Annotated in this window: 19 protein-coding genes and 2 pseudogenes; 11 read left to right on the top strand and 10 right to left on the bottom strand. The window is 61.2% G+C overall.

All coding sequences use genetic code 11. The annotated features are described in order from the left end of the window. Positions 1 to 12: 12 nt before the first annotated feature. Together EVC45_RS26395 and EVC45_RS26390 are read left to right on the top strand one after the other, a co-directional pair. Positions 13 to 1449: an APC family permease gene (locus EVC45_RS26395; RefSeq protein WP_129961161.1), complete on the top strand. Its 1437-nt coding sequence runs from the start codon at positions 13 to 15 to the stop codon at positions 1447 to 1449. A gap of 93 nt (positions 1450 to 1542) precedes the next feature. Next, complete coding sequence (locus EVC45_RS26390; RefSeq protein ID WP_168991537.1) at positions 1543 to 3267, top strand: bifunctional protein-serine/threonine kinase/phosphatase; 1725 nt, start codon at positions 1543 to 1545, stop codon at positions 3265 to 3267. 62 nt (positions 3268 to 3329) lie between these two features. Here EVC45_RS26390 and EVC45_RS26385 read toward each other — a convergent pair. Both EVC45_RS26385 and EVC45_RS26380 read right to left on the bottom strand, forming a co-directional pair. Then, a pseudogene (locus EVC45_RS26385) lies at positions 3330 to 3623 on the bottom strand (helix-turn-helix domain-containing protein); the annotation flags it as partial. A gap of 422 nt (positions 3624 to 4045) precedes the next feature. Next, positions 4046 to 4957, bottom strand: a complete 912-nt coding sequence (locus tag EVC45_RS26380; RefSeq protein ID WP_129961159.1) for a LysR family transcriptional regulator — start codon at positions 4955 to 4957, stop codon at positions 4046 to 4048. Between the two features lie 122 nt (positions 4958 to 5079). Between EVC45_RS26380 and EVC45_RS26375 the strand changes: the two genes are divergently transcribed. From EVC45_RS26375 to EVC45_RS26355, 5 genes are all read left to right on the top strand, one after another. Further along, a complete protein-coding gene (locus EVC45_RS26375) occupies positions 5080 to 6267 on the top strand; it encodes an acyl-CoA dehydrogenase (protein WP_129961158.1) in 1188 nt (395 codons plus the stop codon). A gap of 12 nt (positions 6268 to 6279) precedes the next feature. Continuing rightward, complete coding sequence (locus tag EVC45_RS26370) at positions 6280 to 7518, top strand: CaiB/BaiF CoA-transferase family protein (protein ID WP_129961157.1); 1239 nt, start codon at positions 6280 to 6282, stop codon at positions 7516 to 7518. Further along, the gene (locus EVC45_RS26365; RefSeq protein ID WP_129961156.1) at positions 7515 to 8378 is read left to right on the top strand and encodes a 3-hydroxybutyryl-CoA dehydrogenase; all 864 of its coding nucleotides are present in this window, start codon (positions 7515 to 7517) and stop codon (positions 8376 to 8378) included. Before EVC45_RS26370 ends, EVC45_RS26365 begins: the two co-directional genes overlap by 4 nt. A 57-nt stretch (positions 8379 to 8435) precedes the next feature. Beyond that, entirely contained in the window at positions 8436 to 8744 is a 309-nt protein-coding gene (locus EVC45_RS46900) for a hypothetical protein (protein WP_248295256.1), read from the top strand. Positions 8745 to 9104: 360 nt separating this feature from the next. Continuing rightward, the gene (locus tag EVC45_RS26355) at positions 9105 to 10223 is read left to right on the top strand and encodes a porin (protein WP_211193478.1); all 1119 of its coding nucleotides are present in this window, start codon (positions 9105 to 9107) and stop codon (positions 10221 to 10223) included. A 94-nt stretch (positions 10224 to 10317) separates the two neighbouring features. Here the strand turns inward: EVC45_RS26355 and EVC45_RS26350 are convergent, their stop codons facing one another. The 5 genes from EVC45_RS26350 to EVC45_RS26330 all read right to left on the bottom strand — a co-directional run bounded on the left by EVC45_RS26350 (position 10318) and on the right by EVC45_RS26330 (position 15785). After that, positions 10318 to 11091, bottom strand: coding sequence for a GntR family transcriptional regulator (locus tag EVC45_RS26350; RefSeq protein WP_248295255.1), 774 nt, complete (start codon positions 11089 to 11091; stop codon positions 10318 to 10320). Positions 11092 to 11153: 62 nt separating this feature from the next. Next, positions 11154 to 12776: a bifunctional 3-(3-hydroxy-phenyl)propionate/3-hydroxycinnamic acid hydroxylase gene (locus EVC45_RS26345; protein ID WP_129961155.1), complete on the bottom strand. Its 1623-nt coding sequence runs from the start codon at positions 12774 to 12776 to the stop codon at positions 11154 to 11156. A 79-nt stretch (positions 12777 to 12855) separates the two neighbouring features. Then, on the bottom strand, positions 12856 to 14295 hold the full coding sequence (locus EVC45_RS26340; protein WP_129961154.1) for an aldehyde dehydrogenase family protein: 1440 nt from the start codon (positions 14293 to 14295) through the stop codon (positions 12856 to 12858). A gap of 18 nt (positions 14296 to 14313) precedes the next feature. Next, the gene (locus EVC45_RS26335) at positions 14314 to 14937 is read right to left on the bottom strand and encodes a VOC family protein (RefSeq protein ID WP_248295254.1); all 624 of its coding nucleotides are present in this window, start codon (positions 14935 to 14937) and stop codon (positions 14314 to 14316) included. Beyond that, complete coding sequence (locus tag EVC45_RS26330) at positions 14934 to 15785, bottom strand: fumarylacetoacetate hydrolase family protein (protein WP_129961153.1); 852 nt, start codon at positions 15783 to 15785, stop codon at positions 14934 to 14936. Before EVC45_RS26330 ends, EVC45_RS26335 begins: the two co-directional genes overlap by 4 nt. Positions 15786 to 15913: 128 nt before the next feature. Between EVC45_RS26330 and EVC45_RS26325 the strand changes: the two genes are divergently transcribed. The 4 genes from EVC45_RS26325 to EVC45_RS26310 all read left to right on the top strand — a co-directional run bounded on the left by EVC45_RS26325 (position 15914) and on the right by EVC45_RS26310 (position 18943). Further along, positions 15914 to 16495 (top strand): amino acid synthesis family protein, encoded by a 582-nt coding sequence (locus EVC45_RS26325; protein ID WP_129961152.1) that lies wholly within the window; start codon positions 15914 to 15916, stop codon positions 16493 to 16495. Between the two features lie 75 nt (positions 16496 to 16570). After that, a complete protein-coding gene (locus EVC45_RS26320; RefSeq protein ID WP_129961151.1) occupies positions 16571 to 17683 on the top strand; it encodes an alcohol dehydrogenase catalytic domain-containing protein in 1113 nt (370 codons plus the stop codon). Between the two features lie 82 nt (positions 17684 to 17765). Then, a complete protein-coding gene (locus EVC45_RS26315; RefSeq protein WP_129961150.1) occupies positions 17766 to 18320 on the top strand; it encodes a cupin domain-containing protein in 555 nt (184 codons plus the stop codon). Positions 18321 to 18349: 29 nt separating this feature from the next. After that, the gene (locus EVC45_RS26310; protein WP_129961149.1) at positions 18350 to 18943 is read left to right on the top strand and encodes a malonic semialdehyde reductase; all 594 of its coding nucleotides are present in this window, start codon (positions 18350 to 18352) and stop codon (positions 18941 to 18943) included. Positions 18944 to 18999: 56 nt separating this feature from the next. Here the strand turns inward: EVC45_RS26310 and EVC45_RS26305 are convergent, their stop codons facing one another. From EVC45_RS26305 to EVC45_RS26295, 3 genes and pseudogenes are all read right to left on the bottom strand, one after another. Further along, a complete protein-coding gene (locus EVC45_RS26305; protein WP_129961148.1) occupies positions 19000 to 19365 on the bottom strand; it encodes an RES family NAD+ phosphorylase in 366 nt (121 codons plus the stop codon). Continuing rightward, positions 19362 to 19472 (bottom strand): annotated as a pseudogene (locus EVC45_RS46895) (DUF2384 domain-containing protein); the annotation flags it as partial. The gene EVC45_RS26305 and the pseudogene EVC45_RS46895, both read right to left, overlap by 4 nt. A gap of 118 nt (positions 19473 to 19590) precedes the next feature. Next, entirely contained in the window at positions 19591 to 21033 is a 1443-nt protein-coding gene (locus tag EVC45_RS26295) for an ISNCY family transposase (RefSeq protein ID WP_129961147.1), read from the bottom strand. Positions 21034 to 21218: the final 185 nt, after the last annotated feature.

The following is a 21218-nucleotide window of genomic DNA, read 5'->3' as shown; positions in this document are numbered from 1 at the left end:
CAGGAGCCCGACATGAGCACTCCGCAAAGCACCACGCAAGCAACACCAGCACCATCCGGCGGTCTACGTGCCGGTACGTTAGGTTTTCCCGAGGTCATCGGCCAATCCATCGCGAACCTTTCGCCGACTTTCACGCCATCGATCAACGTGACCGCGATCGCGGCGCTGGCCGGTGCGGGGACATGGTTGATTTATGGTCTCTCGACGCTCGGACTGCTGCTGGTGAGCATGAGCATCATCGCGCTCTCGAGCCGGATCGCCTCGGCGGGTTCGTTCTTTATCTATATCTCGCGCGCGCTTGGGCCAATGGCGGGTGGCATTGCCGGCTGGGGGCTGATCGCGGCTTACGTGGGCACGGCAATGGGGGTTGGCGCCGCAGGCGTCGTGTTCGTGCAGAACGCTTTTACGGCCTGGGGTGTCAATATCCCGTCGTGGGCGGTCTACACGGTCTTTGTCGGCCTCGCCTGGTTCTTCTCGGCGCGTGACGTGAAACTCTCCTCGCGTCTGTCGCTGGCAATCGAAGCCGCTTCGGTGGTGATCGTGGGCGGCGTGCTGATCTATGTGCTCGCACTGCATCCGGACCATATCATCGACCATACGCAACTGGGGCTGCAGGGCGTGAGCGGGAAGGGCATGGCACAGGGCATGGTGCTCGGTATCTTCTCGTATGTGGGTTTCGAAAGCGCGGCCTCGCTCGGCCAGGAAACCAGGAACCCGCTGCGCGTCATTCCGCGCGCGGTGGTCTGGTGCGTGATCCTGTCGGGCTTGTTTTTCATGTTTGTGGCGTATTCGATGACGATCGCCTACCACGACGATGCAGCCAAGCTCGGCGGCGATTCGGCCGTGCTCAGCACCTTGCTCACGAGCGTCGGCGCCTCGCCGCTCGGTCCGGTGTTTTATCTGATTGCCTCGGTCAGCGCGTTCTCGTGCGTGCTTGCATGCATCAACTCTTCAAGCCGCCTGCTGTATTCGATGGGCCGTTATCAATTCGTGCACCGCTCGATGGGCATGGTGCACCGCACGCACCAGACGCCGTACCTGGCCGTTGCGTTTTCCTCCATCGTGACCTTTGTAGTGTGTATCGCGATGCTGGGCACGGGTCCGCTCAACACCTTCGGCTATACCAGTACGTTTGCGACCTTCGGCTTCCTGGTTGTGTATTTCCTGGTCGCCATCGCGGCACCGGTGTATCTGAAGAAGCAGGGCGAGCTCAAGACGAGCAACGTCGTGTGGGGCGTGCTTGGCGCACTGGCGATGGTCGGCGCGGTGATCGGCAGCGTGTATCCGGTGCCCGATTATCCGTATAACATCCTGCCGTATCTGTTCGTTGCGTATATGCTGGTTGGTGCAGTCTGGCTGTTGATGCTCAAGAAGCGCTCGCCGCAGGTGCTCGAGAAGATCGAGCACGATCTGGAAACAAGCGACGTGATGACCCACGGCAAAAAGTAAATGAGTGAACCCTTCTCCCTGGATAGCTTGCCCGCACCGAACACGAGTCGGGTGCTAGACGATCCAGAGGGAAGGCCCGCTAGCGGTGGCGGAATGGACGGCCAGGAAATCGATCTGCAATTGAAGCCGGAGCGCGGCGAGTGCGCCGCGCTCGAGATTGGTTGTGTTTCTTTCCCTGCCCGCGCCCGCGGGCAGGATTACATCAACGAAGACTACGTCGGCGTGATGCTCGGCGATCTGGCGGAGCGCGCCGCGCGTGGCAGCGTGATCGCTCTCGCCGATGGCGTGAGCGGCAGCAAGGGCGGACGGGTCGCGGCCGAACTCTCGGTGCGGGCCTTTATCGATGCCTATTACGGGCTCGCCGACACCTTGCAGCCCGGCGTGGCCGCTGCTCGCGCGCTCGAGGCCATACACGGCTGGCTGCATCAGATCGGCCGCGTCGACCCTGCACTGCAGCAGATGTCCGCGTCCTTTGCGGCGCTGATCGTGCGCCGCGCAACCGCGTATCTGGTCGCGGCCGGCGATGTGCGGCTCTATCTGCTGCGCGATGGCCAACTGGCCCAGCTCGGTGACGACGACGTGGTGCCGGTCGCCTTCGGTTCTTACGTGGCGCATGCGGTCGGCATGCTTCCGACGCTGGTGACGCGCATTGAAACGCTTGAGCTGCACGAGGGCGATCGCCTGCTGATGTGCTCCGACGGGCTCTATCGCCGCGTGCCGATGCGCGAACTGCAGACGGTGCTGGCGGCGCGCGGCGGTGCGCTCGAAACGGCGCGCCGGCTGGGCGCGCTGGCGGTGACGCGCGGCTCGCAGGACGACGTGACGAGCGCGGTGCTCGACGTGGGCGGCCTGCCTTTGCTCGATGTCGGTTACCTTGAACGGGTGGTCGGCACCTTGCCGATTCCGGCGGTGCCCGACGCCGGCGAAGTGGTCGACGGATATCTGCTCAAGAGCGTGTTGAGCGATGGCTTCTATTCGCGGATTTTCGCGGGCTACGATCTGGCCGATCCGAATACGCCGCTGGCGCTCAAGTTTCCCAAGCCGCGTGTCGAGCAGGACGAAAACGTGCGGCAGTCGATCGTGCGCGAGCGCTGGCTGGCAGGCAAGATCAGCGACGATGGCGTGCTCGCGCCGATGCCGATCGATGCCGACCGGCAAACCCGGCTCTATGTGGTGATGCCGCTCGGCGCAGGCGTCACGCTCGAAAAACTGCTGGGGGCGCCTCAGCCCATGGCGCTGCCACGTGCACTCAAGATCGCGCAACAGCTAGGCCGTTCGATCGACGTGCTGAATCGCCGCAATATCTTCCATCGCGATATCAAACCCGAGAACGTGCTGGTAATGTGGGGCGATAACACGCGGCTGCTCGATTTCGGATTCGGTTATATGCCGGGCATGCAGTTGCCGGGTCCTGACGCCGCGCCGGGCTCACCCGCTTATATGGCGCCTGAGTTGATGAAAGGCGCACAGGGCGATGCGCGCTCCGAGGTGTTCGCGTTTGGCGTGACCCTGTACCGGCTGTTCAGCGGCGGCAAGCTGCCCTACGGCTTCAATGGCCGTGTGCCGCTTTATCAGTACCGCCGGGACGCGCCGCTATGGCTCGACCTGGTGCTGGAGAAAGCGCTGCAGCCCGATCCGGTGCGCAGGTATCAGGACGTGCTGGAAGTCTGCGCTGACCTCGAACGTTTTTCGAGCGCTCGGGACGCGGTGGCGCCGATTCGGCGCAAGCCCCTGCTCGAGACCGATCCGGTGCTGTTCTGGCAGATGTGCGTAGTGCTGTTGCTGGCGTTATTGTTGTGGTCCTTGATGCGGCATTGATCCTTGCCTTGAGATTGCCCGCGAATTTCGTATCCGCTACTGGTCCAGCGTATATCCGCGTTGCCAAAATCAAACCCGTACTGCATTGGATTCTTGCCAATAACCCAGCGCATTATCCGCTGCTCCTACGTCGCAGTGAGCGTACGTGGACGACCTGTTCCCTTGGTCGATCGCAGCGCTCGCACACCATTACCACGGCCTCGCGCCTGCGCCCTGATCTTGTACGCCCACGAGCGATGCATCCCAAACGACGCCGCAACATCATTAGGATGCTCGCCTTCAGCCATACGCTGAACCGCAAGGATACGCATCTCTTCGAGCGTGTTGTGAGCCAGGCTCCGGCCATCTCGTTTCATGGGCGATACTCTCAATAGCTATCTCTCAAGCATAGCCATCTGTCCGCAAAATTCCCGACTTATGAGTAAGCCTTTGGGGTTTGGTCAACGATGAAGGCGACACGGTCGCGCGAGTGTCGACAACCAGCGCAAAAGACTGAAGCGAATCCCGACGCGATATCAGCAAGGGTTCATCCGCGCCCCGTGGGTCTGTTCAGTGCCGGTCGGCGTGACATCTCAGTTCAAGATGGCTAAGACGGGAGCGGACTCGGCATCGCACGCTCGAAGCTGGCGTTCCATCGCGTACACGTCTTCTGTAGCATCCGTACTGAGTCAGGTGCCGAGTTTCTTGCGTTTTGCGCAATGTGTCTGAAAGGGCGCGTCTGGAGCTGACGTGAACGATAGACTTGCTCGCAGTAGCGGGAGCGCGTGGCACACAAACATCACCCCAACGCCAACGGCTCCCGATAGATCCTCGCCTGCTCCTCGATCCAGTCACGAAAGACCCCGAGCGGCGCACTGTCCGATTTCTGCTCCGGATAAATGAGATAGTACGACCGGTCGCTAAGATAATCGTGCTCAGCGACCGGTATCAAAACGCGACGCTTCAACTCGTCCTCGATCAACAGACGCGGGATCAGCGCGACGCCGATCCCCTGAATGGCCGCTTCCGCGTGCATCGAAAAAAGCTCGAATCTCGGGCCCGACATGTCGCCTTCGACTTGCATGCCCCGTGATGCAAACCATTCGCGCCATGCATAGGGCCGCGTGCTCTGCTGCAGCAGGCGATAGCGACCCCAGTCGGCGGCCTTGAGCTTTCGTCGGGGAGCGATGAGCTCTGGACTGCACACGGCGATCAGGCTTTCCCGCATTAGGAACCTGCTGGCCGTACCGGGCCAGCTCGCGAGGCCCGCGTAGAGCGCGGCGTCGAACTCCGTGTCGCCGAACAGGAATGGGCGGGTGCGCGTAGTGAGGTTGATCGTAATGTCGGGATGGGCCGTCATGAACTTCGGCATGCGGGGAAGCAGCCACTTAGTCGCGAAGGTAGGCACTACCGCGACTTCGAGCGCGGCGCCGCCGCCACCCCTGCCCATCAGCTCAACCGTGTCACGTTCCACGTCGTCGAGGCGCGCGGCCACTTTGCGGCTATAGGCAAGGCCGGCTTCCGTCAGCGCGACCCCCCGGCGATCGCGCCGAAATAGCTTCAGGCAGAGAAAATCCTCCAACGAAGCGATCTGTCTGCAGATAGCGCTCTGCGTTACCGCCAGTTCATCGGCGGCTTTGGTGAAGCTCTGGTGGCGCGCTGCCGCCTCGAATGCGGACAGCGCGAGGGTAGACGGGATCTTGCGGCGCATGGCAGAAACTCTCGGGCGACTGACTTGTGCGATTCTCGCACAGGTGACTGAGAACAAGTCGTTTGATCCAGCGCGCAGCGGCGGATAAATTGACGCCACGATAAATTCCACGCGAGTCAAAAATGAGCCAACAGCAAAAGTCCGCGTCGTTTCAATGGGACGATCCGCTACTGCTGACGCAGCAGTTGAACGAAGAGGAACGGATGGTCGCCGAGTCCGCACGTAGCTACTGCCAGGAACGCCTCGCGCCGCGCGTGTTGGACGCATTCCGCAATGAGCAGACGGACCCGGCCATTTTCCGCGAGATGGGTGAACTGGGGCTGCTAGGTGTGACGATTCCCGAAGCCTACGGCGGCGCGGGCCTCAACTATGTCAGTTACGGTCTGGTAGCACGCGAAGTGGAGCGGGTGGATTCGGGCTATCGCTCGATCATGAGCGTTCAATCGTCGCTCGTGATGGTGCCGATCAACGCATTCGGCAGCGAGGCCGTCAAACAGAAGTATCTGCCGCGACTCGCAACCGGCGAATGGATCGGCTGCTTCGGGTTGACGGAGCCGAATCACGGTTCGGATCCCGGCAGCATGGTGACGCGCGCACGAAAGGTGGCGGGCGGCTACCAGTTGACGGGCAACAAGATGTGGATCACCAACAGCCCGATCGCCGATGTATATGTCGTCTGGGCGAAGGACGATGAGGGCGCAATTCGCGGCTTCGTGCTCGAAAAGGGTTGGAAGGGGCTTTCCGCGCCCGCGATTCACGGGAAGGTCGGATTGAGGGCGTCGATCACAGGCGAGATCGTCATGGACGAAGTGTTCTGCCCCGAAGAGAACGCGTTCGCGGAAGTGCGCGGCTTGAAAGGGCCGTTCACATGCCTGAACAGCGCACGTTACGGCATCGCCTGGGGCGCGCTCGGCGCGGCCGAAGATTGCTGGCACCGCGCGCGGCAATACGTGCTGGATCGTAAGCAATTCGGCAAGCCGCTTGCGGCAAACCAGTTGATCCAGAAGAAGCTTGCGGACATGGAAACGGAAATCACGCTTGGTCTACAAGGTTGCTTGCGGCTTGGCCGCATGAAGGACGAAGGAACGGCCGCGGTCGAGGTCACCTCGATCATGAAGCGCAACTCGTGCGGCAAGGCGCTCGACATCGCCCGTGTGGCGCGCGACATGCTCGGCGGCAACGGCATCAGCGACGAGTTCGGCATCGCCCGTCATCTCGTGAACCTCGAAGTGGTCAACACTTACGAAGGGACGCACGACATTCACGCATTGATTCTTGGGCGCGCCATCACCGGCATCGCCGCCTTCTGATTTTCGATCGCCATGAACGACACCTTGCAAGCGGGGGCGCTCGCCGGCGTGCGCGTCCTCGATCTGTCGCGCGTGCTTGCCGGCCCCTGGGCCGGTCAGTTGCTCGCCGATCTCGGCGCCGACGTCGTGAAGGTGGAGCGCCCGGGCGCGGGTGACGATACGCGCGCCTGGGGACCGCCGTGGTTGAACGATGCCGACGGACATTCGACGGGCGAGTCGGCCTACTATCTGAGCGCCAACCGCAACAAGCGATCGGTGACGATCGATATCGGCAGCGCAGACGGACAAAGCCTCGTGCGGCGGCTGGCGCGCAAGGCCGACATCGTGCTCGAGAATTTCAAGGTAGGGGGACTCGCGCAATACGGCCTCGACTACGCGAGTCTCAAAGCAGTCAATCCGCGGCTCGTCTATTGCTCGATCACCGGGTTTGGGCAGACGGGACCTTACGCGGCGCGCGCCGGCTATGACTTCCTGATTCAGGGCATGGGCGGTTTGATGAGCCTGACCGGCCTTCCCGACGGGACGGAAGGCGGTGGCCCGTTGAAAGTTGGCGTGGCGCTGACGGACATCATGACCGGGCTCTATGCGACGGTTGCGGTGCTGGCCGCATTGAAGCGTCGCGAGAGTTCCGGCGAAGGTCAGCATATCGATCTCGCGCTGCTCGACGTGCAGATCGCATGCCTTGCAAACCAGGCCGCCAACTATCTGGTGGGCGGTGTTGTTCCGCAACGCATGGGCAATGCGCATCCGAACATCGTCCCGTACCAGGAATTTCCTACAGCCGATGGATACATGATCGTGGCTGTCGGCAACGACGGTCAGTTTGCGAATCTGTGCAAGACGCTAGGCAAACCAGAGTGGTCTAGCGACGAACGCTTCGTTACCAACCCTCAGCGCGTGAAGCACAGAAGCGAACTCATCGCGCTGATTCACGGCATGACAGTGCAACGTACGACCGACGAATGGATTGCCGCGATGGAAGCGGCAGGCGTACCCTGCGGCCCGATCAATACGCTTGACCGGGTGTTCGCGGATCCGCACGTGCAGGCCCGTGGCACCCGCATCGAGATGCCTCACCCGTTCGCGAACGACGTTGCGCTGGTGGCGAATCCGATTCGACTTTCCGAGTCGCCGGTGCAGTATCGGAATGCACCGCCGACGCTCGGTCAGCATACTGAAGAGGTGTTGTCGGATTGGCTCGCAGCGACTGCGATGGAGATCGACGCACTGCGTACGAAGCAAGCGACATGAACATACAGACGATAGGGATTGTCGGAGCCGGCCAGATGGGGCGCGGCATCGCGCAGGTCTGCGCCGCCTCGGGGTTGAGCGTGATACTCAACGATATCGACGACGAGGCGGTACGACGTGGCTTGACCGGTGTCGAGGCCGGTCTGGGACGCATGGTGTCGAAGGGAACGATCCCGGAAAGTCAGGCCAGTTCGATACGCGCGCGAGTAAGCGGCAGCGTCGACGTGCGCAAACTTGCGACCTGCGAGCTGGTGATCGAGGCCGCGACCGAGCGCCTGCAGACCAAGCAAGACATTCTCAAGGCGCTCGATGGCGTAGTTCGCCCGGACGCGATCATCGCGACGAATACGTCGTCGGTATCGGTGACGAAGCTTGGCGCTATGCTTTCTTGTGCTGGGCGCTTCGTGGGGCTGCATTTCTTCAACCCGGTACCGATCATGGAACTCGTGGAAGTGATACGCGGGTTGCAGACGACCGACGCGACGTTCGATGCGGTAGCCGGCTTCGTAAAGCGCATCGGCAAGACCCCGATCGATGTGAAGAACTCGCCGGGCTTTGTGGTCAATCGGATCGTCGTGCCGATGATCAACGAAGCGATTTTCGTTCTACAGGAAGGACTCGCGGGTGCTGAGCAGATCGATGCGTGTGTGAAGCTGGGGGCGAATCACCCGATCGGGCCGCTCGCGTTGGCCGACCTGATTGGCCTGGATACGACGCTGGCCATCATGGACGTGCTGTGCCGTGATTTCAACGACCCGAAATATCGCCCTGCGCCGTTGCTCAGGGAAATGGTCGACGCAGGATATCTGGGACGAAAGAGCGGGCGAGGCTTTTACGTCTATTCCGATGCTCGCGCGTGAGCGCGGCCGACATGTCGATCGAAAATGGACTCTAACCAGCGTAACCCTATGGACGCCATGCAACGAGTTCGCGCCAATGCGGCCGCCGCTGCCAATGCCGAAGATGCGTCGGTCTGGCGTTGGTTTTCCGCGCTGCTCGAAGAGCGCCGCATCCGCTGGCGCTACATGTTCGATAGCTGGGTGGTGAACGTCGATCGAACCAGTGTCGCCACAGAGCGAACCTTCTACGACGCGATACGAGCGGCAAAGGACGAAGCCGACCGGCGTGGACTTGGGCAGTTCGCCGAGCGATCGCGAACGCGCCGGACGCGTTCCGACGCTTCCCAACACGAGCGTCAGACTCAGAACGACTTTCACCCGCACTGAGCGAATCGCTCGCTCGGCTTTTGGCGCCAGACTTGTACGTCCGTGGCATTGCGAATGCGATGACATGACGCTTCGCGCTGCAAGGTGCAACGTTCGATAGCTATCGTCACCTGCTATCCGATCACTCATCGTAGTCGTCACGCGTGCGAGACAGTTCACGCGCGGTGTGACTTGCCTTCGCAGTTCGAATCCCCCTCTCTTCCTCCGCGACGCACACACGCGTAAACACTTAGCACGATTTCTCCAGAACAGCATTGACCGTCACAGCCGTTTGGTAGAATATGCATAAAAAGCAGTATCACATATGAAAATGTCGTTCGTGCGTAAAGTGTATAAACAGTCCGTTTGGAGGAGACGATAGTGAAGAAGCGCATCATGGCTGCGGCGGCGGTCGCGGTGGGAACGTGTGTCGGCATCGTGCCGAGTGCACACGCTCAAAGCAGCGTCACGCTGTGGGGCTTGCTTGATGCAGGGGTGTCGTACATCAGCAATATCGGCGGGCATTCGGCGTGGAGGCTGGACGACGGCATCGCTTTGCCGAACCTGATGGGGTTCAAAGGCAGCGAAGACCTCGGCAACGGTACCCACGCGATTTTCGAGTTGGTGACCCAGTTCACGCTGCAGGGTAATCTCGTCGCCCAAACGTCGAATGGCAGCGCAACGGGGACAGGGCTGTTCGCGCGCAATGCGTGGGTGGGTCTCGATAACGACCGATACGGCAAACTCTCGCTCGGGCGGCAATATGACTTCATGGTCGACACGCTCTTTCGCGACGTTGGCGCAGACGCAGCGATGTACGGCGGCGGCTTCTACCAGTTTCGTGACGGCCCGTTCGCCAAGCTGGGCATTCCGGATTCGCCGCCTGACGAGGCATTCGACTTCGATCGAATGAACGGCGATACACCGTTGAATAACTCGGTCAAATACACGAGCCCGCGCTTCGGCGGACTGCGGTTCGGGGGCATGTATGCGTTCGGCGGGACGGCGGGTGATTTTCGCCAGAACAGCGCGGAAAGTTTCGGGGCGAGCTATACCGTCGGTCCTTTCGCATTCGGTGCAGCCTATACCGACGTCCGCTACGCGTCGCTGCTCGGCGACAGCATCCGCAATTTCGGGCTAGGTGCGAAATATACGAGCGATAAGCTTCTTTTGACGGCGCTTTTCACCAATACGCGCAACACGCACAACGGTGCGGCAGTCAACGCCGCCGAAGTGGGGGCGCTTTACAGCTTCACTCCAGCGTTCTCGACGAGTCTCGCGTACACCTACATGTGGGGCAACGAAGTGGTGGATCACAACCACGCGCATCAGTTTGGCGCTGTGGCCAAGTATTTCCTGTCCAAGCGCACCGCGGTCTACATGCAGGGGGCTTACCAGTTGACCAACGCGGGTGCCAACGCGGTCATCAACGGGACGTTCGGTCCGTCGAGCGGCCGCTCCCAGTTTATCGGCCGGATCGGCATGCAAACGATGTTCTGAGGAAGCGGACGTCGGCAAGGCGAGGCAGTGCCTTGCCTTGCCGATATCGCTAGAAGAGGGGCGCCGCGCGATTTCCGAACAGCGCGGCGCTTGCTTATTGGACGGTAGCCAATTGACGTTCGAGCGCGCCTGCGACGCGTGCCAGCGTACCTTCGATATGTTTGCGCAGCAGCCGGGTGGCTTTTTCCGCGTCCCGATCGATCGCGGCCTTCATGAGCGCTTCGTGTTCGCTGCTCTTATGGCGCTCTTCGGTTCGATGCAGCGCGGAATAACGACGGTAGCGTTCGGCGCGATCGAAAAGCGAGCCAACCATATTCGAGAGTAGGGCACTGGGCGTCGCCGACAACAACGCCATGTGATAGGCGCGGTGGCGTTCGGACCAGTCGTCGTCGAGCGCGACGGGGCCCGAGCCGAGACGCTTCTCCGCGAGGCTCAATCGATGAAAAGCCGTTAGCACGGCCACTTCCCATTCTTCGTCCCCGTGCGCGATCGAATCGCTGAGCGCCTCGTGTTCGAGCAGCACGCGCATCCGCGTGATGTCTTTGAAGTCGTCGATGCTGATGGGGGCGACCCAGAACCCACGATTTTCCGTCGCCCGGACAATGCCGTCCTGGGCGAGCCGATTCAAGGCTTCGCGGATCGGTGAACTGCTGAGCCCATATCCCTTCGAAAGGCTTTCGACCTTGAGCCGGCTGCCAGGGGCGAGCTCGCAGCGGATGATGGCCGTCTTCATCCGGGCAAAGGCGACGTCGATCAGCGGTGCGCCGTTCGAAGCAGGTGAGACCATGGGCGTGGGTTGACCAATGATTGTCGATGAAAGGAATTTTATGCGCAAAATGTGCCGATATGCAAGATCGAAATGTTTCACGTCGCAAGCGAAAAAAGCGCGAAGGCTACCGACCCTTCGCGCTGCGCGGATTGCATTGCAGATCAAGCACAAGTGGCGGCTATGGGATTTTCATGTGAGTTACCCGCTCGCAGTGCAGCGGCCAACTCACGGATTATCGCGGCTGCGTCTTCCGCTTTGCCGCAACCGCCGTACACGTAATGATCGGGGCGCACGATCACGGCTGCGCAAGCATGCCGTTGCATCCAGCTGACGAGTACTCCTTCGACGTCCTGATAGGCGTACGACGGTGCGCCTGACGTAAGCGGTTCTGTGCCAATCACGACCAGTTCCACCGGAATATCGCTCAGTACACCCCATTCCTCTGCCATGCGCTCGATGATAGCTGCATCGGTGCGGTCCTCGACGACGATGCGAAAGGTCATGCCGGTGGCTTCGTCGAGCAGGCATTGGCGACCGTCCGAGGTCTTGACGAGCGGTTGAGGAAACAATTGGCCGCGCGGGCCGTCATTCGCTGTGGATAGAAGGCCCGCACTGAGCCCCGGGATCAACGACTGCCGGACGGTGCCGCGCGGATTGGCCGATATTTCCTCGAGCAAGCGTTTGTCCCGATCGCGCGCGGCCGCGGGATCGCGCTCGCAGATCAGCTTGCCGAGCGATTTCGTGACGAGCGTGGTTTGCTTCACATGCGGGAGCCGTTCGGCCTGATATGTGTCGAGCAACTCGGGACCGGCCGCGCCGCGGTTCACGAGGGTAAGCTTCCAGACCAGATTGGCTGCGTCGCGAATTCCCTGGCACATCCCTTGCGCCAGAAACGGGGGTGTCATGTGCGCAGCGTCGCCGAGGAAGAACACACGGTCCGACCGCCATTGGCGCAGGACGAGAGCATGGAAACGATATGACGACGCGCGCCAGATATCGTATTCGCTTTCGTCGAGCCAGCGCGAGATGAGCCGGCGGACGAACGAACGCTCCATGACCTGCACTGGTGTTTCGTCCGCATTGATCATGAATTCCCAGCGCCGGACTTGACCAGGCCCGACCACGAACGTGCAAGGGCGCTCGATTTTACAGTACTGGACGTTGGTCGACGGTAGATTAGCGCCGCATCCGTCCTTGAGGACGACGTCGACCACGAGCCACGGTTCGTCGAAGTCGAGGTCTTCCATCTCCAGGCCGAGCCCCATTCGAATCGGGCTCGTTCCGCCGTCGCATGCAAGCACATAGTGTGATCGGTATGTGCGCGGTTCGCTCGACTCGAGTGACGCTTCGACGACCGTAACCGATGCGCCGTCCTCGCCAGACGTGACGGCATCGACTTGCGCGCCGAGCTTGACGGTCACCGACGGAAAGCGCGCGAGATTCTCGCGCAGGATCCTTTCCATCTGAGGCTGCATGAAAACATAGTTGGGCGCCCAACCGAGTTGGAACGGCGGCTCGGCCGCTTCGATGCGGCGAATCACGCTTGAATCCGTCGTGCGGTATTCGGACGGCCGATAGGGCATCACGTAACGCGCGATTTTGTCGGCGAGCCCGAGGTCGCCGAAGATCCGCATGACTTCCTGATCGAAGCCCATTGCGCGCGGCTTATCGAAGACCGTCAGGGACTTTTCGAGCACGAGCGTGCGCAGCCCGGCCTCGCCGGCCAGATTGGCAGCGACCGCGCCAACCGGTCCCATCCCGACAATGATCAAATCGAAGTCCACGTCTCCTCCTTATGGAATGCTGTTCCGCAAGCGCGCGGCGGCACTTGCAACGCGCCGGCCGTGCTGGCCGGCGCTGGGATTAATCGAAGTATGCCTTCGTGTAAGCGGTTTTGACGGTCGTGAAGAAATCGACCGCGTAGGGGCCCTGTTCGCGCGGCCCATAGCTCGACGCCTTGGTTCCGCCGAACGGCACGTGATAATCGACGCCGGCGGTCGGGACGTTTACCATCGTCATGCCGCTTTTTACATGTCGTTTGAAATGCGCCGCGTGCTTGAGCGACGTCGTGCAGATGCCGGACGAAAGACCGAAAGGGCTGTCGTTCGCGACCGCGAGTGCTTCTTCATAGCTGTCCACAGCGATGGCGCAGGCGATCGGGCCGAAGATTTCCTCGCGCGCGATGCGCATCTTCGGTGTGGCATCGATAAATAGCGCAGGCGATAGAAAGTGACCACGAGTTTCTCTCGGGAGGCGCTGACCGCCGCTGGCGAGCCTGGCGCCCTCGCTCTTGCCGATGTCCAGATAGTTCTCGTCATGGCGCAAGTGCGACTCGTCCACCACGGGGCCGATCTGCGTCTGTGGAGCGAGCGCGTGACCGACTCGTAGCGCTTCGACCGCTTCGGTCAGACCAGCAACGAACCGGCGATAAATGCCCTTTTGCACGATGAAGCGCGACGACGCGGTGCAGCGTTGTCCCGTCGAATAGTAGGCGCCCTGAACCGCGCAATCGATCGCGACGTCGAGATCCGCGTCGTCGAGCACGACGAGCGGGTTCTTGCCGCCCATCTCGAGCTGCATGCGCTTGCACTGTTGCGCGCCGCGCTGCAGCAGCATGTGTCCGGTTTCAACCGACCCGGTGAACGAAAGCGCGTTGACGCCGGGTGCAGAGACGATCGCATTGCCTACGACGCTGCCACGCCCCATGACGAGGTTGAACACGCCTGGGGGAATGCCGCTGCGCGAAATGATTTCCGCGAGCGCCCACGCGGATGCGGGTACCAGATCGGCGGGCTTGAAGACCACACAGTTGCCGTAGGCGAGCGCCGGCGCAATCTTCCAGGCGGGAATCGCGATCGGAAAGTTCCACGACGTGATAATGCCGACCACGCCGACGGGTTCGCGCGTGATCTCCACATCGACGAGCGGGCGAACCGACGGCAGTTTCTCGCCGCCCGTTCGCAACACCTCGCCGGCAAAGAACTTGAATATCTGGCCCGCCCGAGCCACTTCCGCGATGCCCTCGACAAGGGTCTTGCCTTCCTCGCGGGAAAGCAGCGTACCGAGTTCGGTTTGTCTCGCCAGCAGCTCGTTGCCAATGAAGTCCAGCGAAGTCGAGCGCGCCTGGATACCGCCGTGCGCCCAGCTTGCCTGAGCGGCGCAGGCCGCATCGATCGCCGCTCGCGCATCGTCGGCATCGGCTTGAGCGTACTGCCCGACGACATCGTCCAGGTCGGACGGGTTGATGTTGCTGCGGGATGCCGCGCTTTCTCGCCACTGGCCGCCGATGAAGTTGCTCTTCATATGAAGATCCGCTCGCACTTACGCGTCGAACGCCATGCGCTGGGCGGCAATCCGTTCGCGCATCTCGGCGATCCAGTCCTCACGCGACAAAAATCCCGGGCGACGGTGACACATGGCTTCGGTCTGCTTGAGGATTTCATCTATCGAAAGACCGAGATTGAGCGGTTCGCGGCACGGTTGGGCCGTGAAGAATGGGCTGTCCACGTACAACTCGATGGGATTGCCTTCGGGATCCTTGAAATAGATCGACCAGGCATTGCCATGATCGACTTGCTCGATTCCTTTGACGCCAGCTTTCACGGCCCGCCGATAGTACGACTGCAAGTCGGCAAGCGAGTCGAGCAGCAGCGACAACTGATTGACGGGGTTGAACGGCAGATCGGTCGGCTTTCCGTCGAACAGCACGAGCTGATGGTGGATCTCGGGATCCTGCGTCATGAAATACAGACGATGGCCTGTCGAGGCGACACCTTTGTCGCTAACGACGAAGCCCAAAAACTTGCGGTAGTAGTCGACCATCATCTCGAGGTCGCTGCAAAAAATCCCGCAGTGTGTGAACTGAATTCTCGGCAAGGCTGCCATGGCTGTCTCCGGATGTTTCGTTTGTGTTTTGTTCAGGTGTTCGTGTATCCGCGCGTTCACGCTTCGTCTGCGACGGGGTTCGATAACGTGCCGATGCCGGGAATGACGACATCGAATGTATCCCCCGGCTTCAGAAAGATCGGCGGCTGACGCTTGAAGCCGATTCCGCTCGGGGTGCCCGTTGCCAAGATATCGCCCGGTTGCCAGTCGAGCGCCTGTGAGACGTACGCGATCAGCTCGGGAATGCCGAACGCCAACTCGGAGAGTTCGCCGGTCTGCATGCATTCGCCGTTGAGCAGCCCTTGAATCGACAGCTCGCGATAGTCGCGGACTTCGTCTGCCGTGACGAGCCACGGACCCAGCGAGCCGGTGCCGCGGAAGTTCTTGCCCATCCCGTATTGGTGCGTGTGGAATTGCCAATCGCGCACGCTCGCATCGTTGAAACAGGTATAACCGGCGACGTGGGCCATCGCGTCTTCGGCTTTGATGTGCGAGCCTCCCTTGCCGATCACGACTGCCAGTTCCGCTTCGAAGTCGAAATGGTCCGACACACGCGGGCGGATGATCGGGGCGCCATGCGCCACGAGCGTTTCCGCGAAGCGATGAAAGATAACCGGGTATTGGCCGACCGTACGGCCAGCCTCGGCCGCGTGTGCGACATAGTTGATGCCGACGCAGATGATTTTGCTCGGGCGGGGAATGACCGGTTCGAGCGCGATCGCCGCGAGCGCGAAATCGGCCGTCGCCGTTTCGACGAGACGTCTGGCCTCCTCGAACGCGGCCTGATTCGATACGAGTGTCGCCAGATCGGCGACAGCGGGCAGTCGCTTCGCGAGATCGACGACGCCTTCATCCTTGACGGCGCCGAAGCCCGGTCGGCCTTCATGTCGATACGAGACCAGTTTCATGCGTTTGCTCCTTGTGGGCGTAAAAGATATTTTTGTGCATATTACACCGCGATGGATATAATGCAAGCGTCGGTGTGCGATATGACACCGGTTATCAGTCGATGTGATCCATTTTCTCGGAGCAGCGGATGTCGCTAGTCAATGTAAGAAAGGTCAAGCTGGACGTCGAAGAGGTCTGGCACGAAGGCGGTGAGCGGCTCGGCGAGCCGTTGGTCGTCGCGGTGGCGACGGCCATCGTCACGAATCCTTATGCGGGCCGGTATGAGGCGGATCTGTTGCCGTTCATGAGCCAACTGAGGCTACTCGGGGCCGATCTGTCGTCGCGTCTGGTGGCGGAGTTGGGCGGCGCATCGAAAGTCCAGGCGTACGGGAAAGGTGCGATCGTCGGCGAGGACGGCGAACTCGAGCATGGCGCGGTCTGGCATGAGGCAGGCGGGTGGGCCATGCGAGAAGCGTTGGGCGCACCGAAGGCGATCGTGCCGTCGGCGAAGACGATCGGCGCAGTGGGCACACGTCTGATGATGCCGCTCGGCCACATCCAGGCTGCATACGTACGGAGCCACTTCGGAACCTGCGAGGTCACAGTATGGGACGGCCCACGCCGCAACGAAATCGCCTTTGCGCTGGCGATGGCGACGGGAGGGCGCGTTCATGCGCGAGTGGGCGGATTGCAGGCGTCAGAAGTCAAAGGACTCGACGGTCTGCGATAGCGTTCAGGTAAACGATGATTTGCTTTGTGCACAAACATTAATATCGTGCACGTATCGATAAACAGGAGACAAACGATGACGACGAAGATGATGCGGGCGGCGCGCATGCACAACGTAGGCGAGCCGATGGTAGTGGAGGATATCCCGGTTCCGTCGCCGCGCCCCACCGACGTGCTCGTCAAGGTGAAGGCATGCGGCATCGTGCCAAATCTCGGCAACGTTTTGAGCAATTGGGAGAAGTGGTTTCCGCATCTTCCGTTGCCGAAGCTGCCGGCGATCTTCGGTCTCGATGCGACAGGCGTGATCGAAGAGGTGGGCAGCCAGGTTCATGCGTTCAAGCCGGGCGATCGCGTCTATGTGAATCCGGCCCGCTATTGCGGCGGGTGCCGCGCTTGCCGTTCAGGCGATACGACCGCATGCCCCTACTACACGTTCAACGGCTATTTCGGATTCAGCAAGCGTTCGCAGGCGATGTTCGACGACTATCCGTACGGCGGTTTGTGCGAGTACATGACGGCTCCGCAATACAGCCTCGTGAAGATCCCGGACAACCTGAGCCACGAAACTGCCGCGCGCTTCGGCTACCTGGGCACCGCATATCGTGCATTGAAAAAGGCGGAAGTCGGCCCGAGCAGCACGATTCTCATCAGCGGTATCAGCGGAACGCTGGGTCTCGGCGTTGCGCTGTTCGGGCTCGCGATGGGGGCAAAGAAGATTCTCGGCACCGCGCGTAACCGCGAACTTCTGCAGCGGGTCAAGGCGCTGGCGCCGGAGCGCATCGAAGTGATGTCGCTCGATGACGGCTCGGTCAGCGAATGGGCCGCGCGGGCGACGCAAGGCGCGGGTGTCGATGCCGTGATCGACGCATTGGGACCGGGTGCGCCGCAAGAGACGCTGCGTGAAACCTTGCTGACGCTGCGGCGTGGCGGACATCTGATCAATATCGGCGCCGTGGCGGGCGAAGTGCCGATCAATCTGCACTACATGATGGACAACGACCAGCGGTTCAGCGGTTCGGCCTGGTTTACGGCTGGCCAGGGGCAGGAGATGGCCGACATGGTGGAGTCGGGCGTCGTCGATTTGTCGGTGTTCGAGCATTGCACCTTCAAACTCGAGGACATCAACACCGCACTCGGAGGTATCGAGAATCGCAACGGCGGTTTCAGCAACTACGTGATTTGCCCTTGAGCGTCAGGTAAGCGCCTGGCTGGGTCACGTCGTGCCGCGCCAGGCGCATCGCTTTTTCCCTGTTCTTGCATAGAGCCTATCCATGCTTATTCGACGAGTGGTAACCGGTCACGACAACAACGGTCGCTCCGTGTTGGTTTCCGACGGCGCGCCGCCGCGTACCGTTTCCTTTCAATCGATTCCAGGCCACGCATTCGCGCAGGTCTGGACGACACCGCCTTCGCCTGTCGTGCCTGCCGGCAATGCGGACCTTACGGAAGGACAAGTCAAGCTATTGCCTCCTGCGGGCGGCACGAGCTTGTTGATCGTTACGTTTCCGCCCGACAGCACGATGAGTGCACCGGGCTTCGATCCCCTCGCGGCGGGCGAGGAGTGCATCGCACGCATGCCCGATCTCGCTCGCACGTTCGAACCGGACTGCCCGGGCATGCATAGAACCGATACCGTCGATTACGCGATCGTGCTGTCGGGGGAAGTTTGGCTGGAGGTCGATGATGGACGGGAGACGTTGCTTCATCCGACGGATGTCGTCGTGCAGCAGGGTACACGGCACGCGTGGCGCAACAGGAGCGAAGCGCCCGCGACTGTGGCATTTTTCATGGTGGGCGCCAGCCGTCAGAAGGTGGGGGAGGCGTAGTGAGTCACGCTGAATTGGAGTCCGCACTGTTGACGCAGCCTCTCGATAGCCGTACCCGAGAGCAATTGTTGACGCACGCGCGCAGTCAGAACGCCTGGCTCCCGCGTCCCGTATCCGATGAGGCGTTGCGCGAGCTATACGAACTCGCGAAGTGGGGGCCGACGAGCATGAATTGCTCACCGATGCGGGTGACGTTCGTGCGTTCGACGGATGCGCGCACACGGCTGCTGTCGGCTGTATCGCCGGGCAACGTCGAGAAAGTGCGCACCGCACCTGTAGTCGCGATCGTCGCACACGACACCGCGTTTTACGAGCAGCTACCCAAGCTGTTTCCGCATCGCCCGAATGCGGGCGATCTCTTTCGGGATCGACCCGCGCTCGCTGACCAGACTTGCTTGAGAAACAGTTCGCTGCAGGGCGGCTACTTCATTATCGCGGTTCGGATGCTGGGGCTCGACTGCGGACCGCTGTCCGGCTTCGATGCAGGGCTCGTCAATTCGCTGTTCTTCGAAGGAACATCGTTGCGCGTCAACTTTCTCTGCTGTCTCGGCTATGGCGATCCCGCTGGGCTGTTTCCGCGCAGTCCTCGGTTCGACTTCGAAGAAGCTTGCGTGATTGTGTAGGTCGTCGTACTAGAGAGCGATTGATCGCGGGACGATAGCATATCCGTTCGAAAACTCTAGGCGCTGCGGGCAGTCGCCCGCAGCGGTTCGATGCGCTGATTGAACCAGCAATCTCGCCAGTCGCAATAGAAGTCTTCCCAGAGCGCAGCCCATTTGCCGCCTTGATACCCACCGGTGAAATCGACGACAGGATCGATGGTCAACTGGTAACTGACGAGCGTGCCGGGTGGCATCAATGGCGAGACCTGCTGATATTCCTGTACGGCAGTATTGATATCCAGCGCAAGGTAGAGGGCGGAAAGTCCGATGCGGTTTGCCCGTCCTCCGTGCTTGCCCGCACCGGCGCCGCTCGTTGGTGCGACGGCCCACTTTGGCGCGTGCATGCGGTAGGCCGTGATGCCGGAAATGGCGGTGAGGATCATCCTGCCGCGCCTGCTTCGAGAGACGAAACGTAGCGAAGCAGGTCGTCAGTCCGACCATCGGAAACCAGTTGCTCGGCCGTCTTGTAGTCGAACACAGGCAGGGGTTCACGGTTTGGTTCACTCTCCCGCAAAACGCACGGTCGTTCGTTTGTCAAAGCCAGATTCAAATGTCGGGGTTTCAGCTAGATACAGATGTCGGGGTTGAGGTCGGTTTTGAGGGGTGGGTTAGGGGTGTTTTGCAGTCCTTTTATCTCTCTCTCGAGGGGTTTTTAGCACCGAGCCTCCCGGGTTCTGGTGTGTCCCCATGACGGCCGTATTCCAGTCATCGAGCGTCACTTCGCGCGGCTTCTTCGTGCCGGGCAGCCGTACCTTCGCGCGCACGGGTTCACCGCGGTTCGTGCGTGACGGTGAGCCGGATATCCGGCGGTTGTCGCGCTGCGCCTGGAGCGCCTGGGCTACCTGCAGTGCATGACCGAGACGCTTGTGCTCCACCACCGCGCCCTGGTCAATCACGGCAAGCTTGTCGTACTGGACGCAGGGCAGTGCGACACCATCGGCGCGGATCTCCAGGCGTCCGTCCGGATACTCCCACACGTCGATATAGCGGTGAATCAGCCTGCGGTTGGCCGGCGTATCCTCAAGCAGCCAGATCACGCGGTCGTTCAGCAGCGTCAGTGAATCCGAGACCTTGCGCAGGACCCGCCAGGTCAGGACCGCGTCGAGATCCTCGTCAGCACGCAACGGCCGGTGCGCATCGAAGGCGCTGCGTGGCGGCTTCGCAAAGCGCGCGTTATACGCGGCCATGAAGGCAGGGGCATAGGCGTTGGCGGCCTCGATGGTGCTGATGCCGCGCAGCCGGAGCTCCTTGACGAGGCGGTCCTGCAGCGTCAGATGGGCACGCTCGACGCGTCCCTTGGCGGGGCTTGAGTTCGCGCAGAACGTGTCGATGTTCAGTTCGTACATCGCTCGGCCGAACTGCGTGACGCCTTTGCCCGCGGTCTCCGAACGCTTCTTCACATAGAACACGCTGGCCTTGTCGCTGTAGAACGCCACCGGCTTGCCGTAGCGTTCCAGATACGCGCGCGTGGCCTCGAAGTAGCTGAAGGTCGACTCGGTTGCGGTAAAGTGCAGCGCCATCAGGCGGCTCGTCGCATCGTCCACATACACCAGCAGCGTGCAGGCCGGCGCCCGGTCCTCGAACCAGCGATGGTCGCTGCCGTCGATCTGCACCAGCTCACCGAAACACGCGCGCCGCGCACGCGGCTGGTAGACCTTGGGCGGTCGCTGCCGGCGCGGTACCCACAGCCCGGCGTCCGTCATCAGGTGCCGCACGGTTTCCTTCGACAGCACCAGCCCATGACATTCGCGCAGCTTCTCGCAGGCCAGCGTCGGGCCAAAATCGGCATAGCGCTCGCGAATGGTGGTCAGGGCCCGCACCGCCAGTCCTTCATCGAGCTTCCGGTTGCCGGGCGACCTGCGCTTGCGTGAGGCCAGTCCTGCCGCGCCGGATTCACGGTACCGCGCTACCAGCCGCTCGACCTGACGCACGGTCAGGCCAAGTCGCCCGGCGGCACGTCCGGGCTTCAGACCGATGTCCACCACGGCCTGGATCACCTTCAGACGGTCGAGTTCGCGCATGTTCAATGTCACCAGTGCGGCTGGGCTCATGACTGGCTCCTGCGATCGCGCAGCAATATGCCAGCTTGCCAGCCACGGTAAAACACGACATTTGTATCTTGCTAGAACCCGACATTCTCATATTGCCGCTACATCGTTTGTCTCCGCTAAGTTCAAATGTCGTGCCTCCAGCTAAATAGAAATGTCGGGTTTTGCTGTGCTTTTTCTTATGTTTC

The sequence above is a fragment of the Paraburkholderia sp. UYCP14C genome, from assembly GCF_004197395.1.
In the GTDB taxonomy this organism is placed as follows: Bacteria; Pseudomonadota; Gammaproteobacteria; order Burkholderiales; family Burkholderiaceae; genus Paraburkholderia.
Note: the sequence above shows the minus strand (reverse complement) of the source record. Positions and strands in the feature narration are given on the sequence as shown.

Bases quoted from the DNA above. Each gene is read 5' to 3' on its own strand.
- EVC45_RS26395 (WP_129961161.1), top strand. From the start codon at position 13: ATGAGCACTCCGCAAAGCACCACGCAAGCAACACCAGCACCATCCGGC.
- EVC45_RS26390 (WP_168991537.1), top strand. From the start codon at position 1,543: ATGGACGGCCAGGAAATCGATCTGCAATTGAAGCCGGAGCGCGGCGAG.
- EVC45_RS26380 (WP_129961159.1), bottom strand. From the start codon at position 4,957: ATGCGCCGCAAGATCCCGTCTACCCTCGCGCTGTCCGCATTCGAGGCG.
- EVC45_RS26375 (WP_129961158.1), top strand. From the start codon at position 5,080: ATGAGCCAACAGCAAAAGTCCGCGTCGTTTCAATGGGACGATCCGCTA.
- EVC45_RS26370 (WP_129961157.1), top strand. From the start codon at position 6,280: ATGAACGACACCTTGCAAGCGGGGGCGCTCGCCGGCGTGCGCGTCCTC.
- EVC45_RS26365 (WP_129961156.1), top strand. From the start codon at position 7,515: ATGAACATACAGACGATAGGGATTGTCGGAGCCGGCCAGATGGGGCGC.
- EVC45_RS46900 (WP_248295256.1), top strand. From the start codon at position 8,436: ATGCAACGAGTTCGCGCCAATGCGGCCGCCGCTGCCAATGCCGAAGAT.
- EVC45_RS26340 (WP_129961154.1), bottom strand. From the start codon at position 14,295: ATGAAGAGCAACTTCATCGGCGGCCAGTGGCGAGAAAGCGCGGCATCC.
- EVC45_RS26330 (WP_129961153.1), bottom strand. From the start codon at position 15,785: ATGAAACTGGTCTCGTATCGACATGAAGGCCGACCGGGCTTCGGCGCC.
- EVC45_RS26325 (WP_129961152.1), top strand. From the start codon at position 15,914: ATGTCGCTAGTCAATGTAAGAAAGGTCAAGCTGGACGTCGAAGAGGTC.
- EVC45_RS26320 (WP_129961151.1), top strand. From the start codon at position 16,571: ATGACGACGAAGATGATGCGGGCGGCGCGCATGCACAACGTAGGCGAG.
- EVC45_RS26315 (WP_129961150.1), top strand. From the start codon at position 17,766: ATGCTTATTCGACGAGTGGTAACCGGTCACGACAACAACGGTCGCTCC.
- EVC45_RS26305 (WP_129961148.1), bottom strand. From the start codon at position 19,365: ATGATCCTCACCGCCATTTCCGGCATCACGGCCTACCGCATGCACGCG.
- EVC45_RS26295 (WP_129961147.1), bottom strand. From the start codon at position 21,033: ATGAGCCCAGCCGCACTGGTGACATTGAACATGCGCGAACTCGACCGT.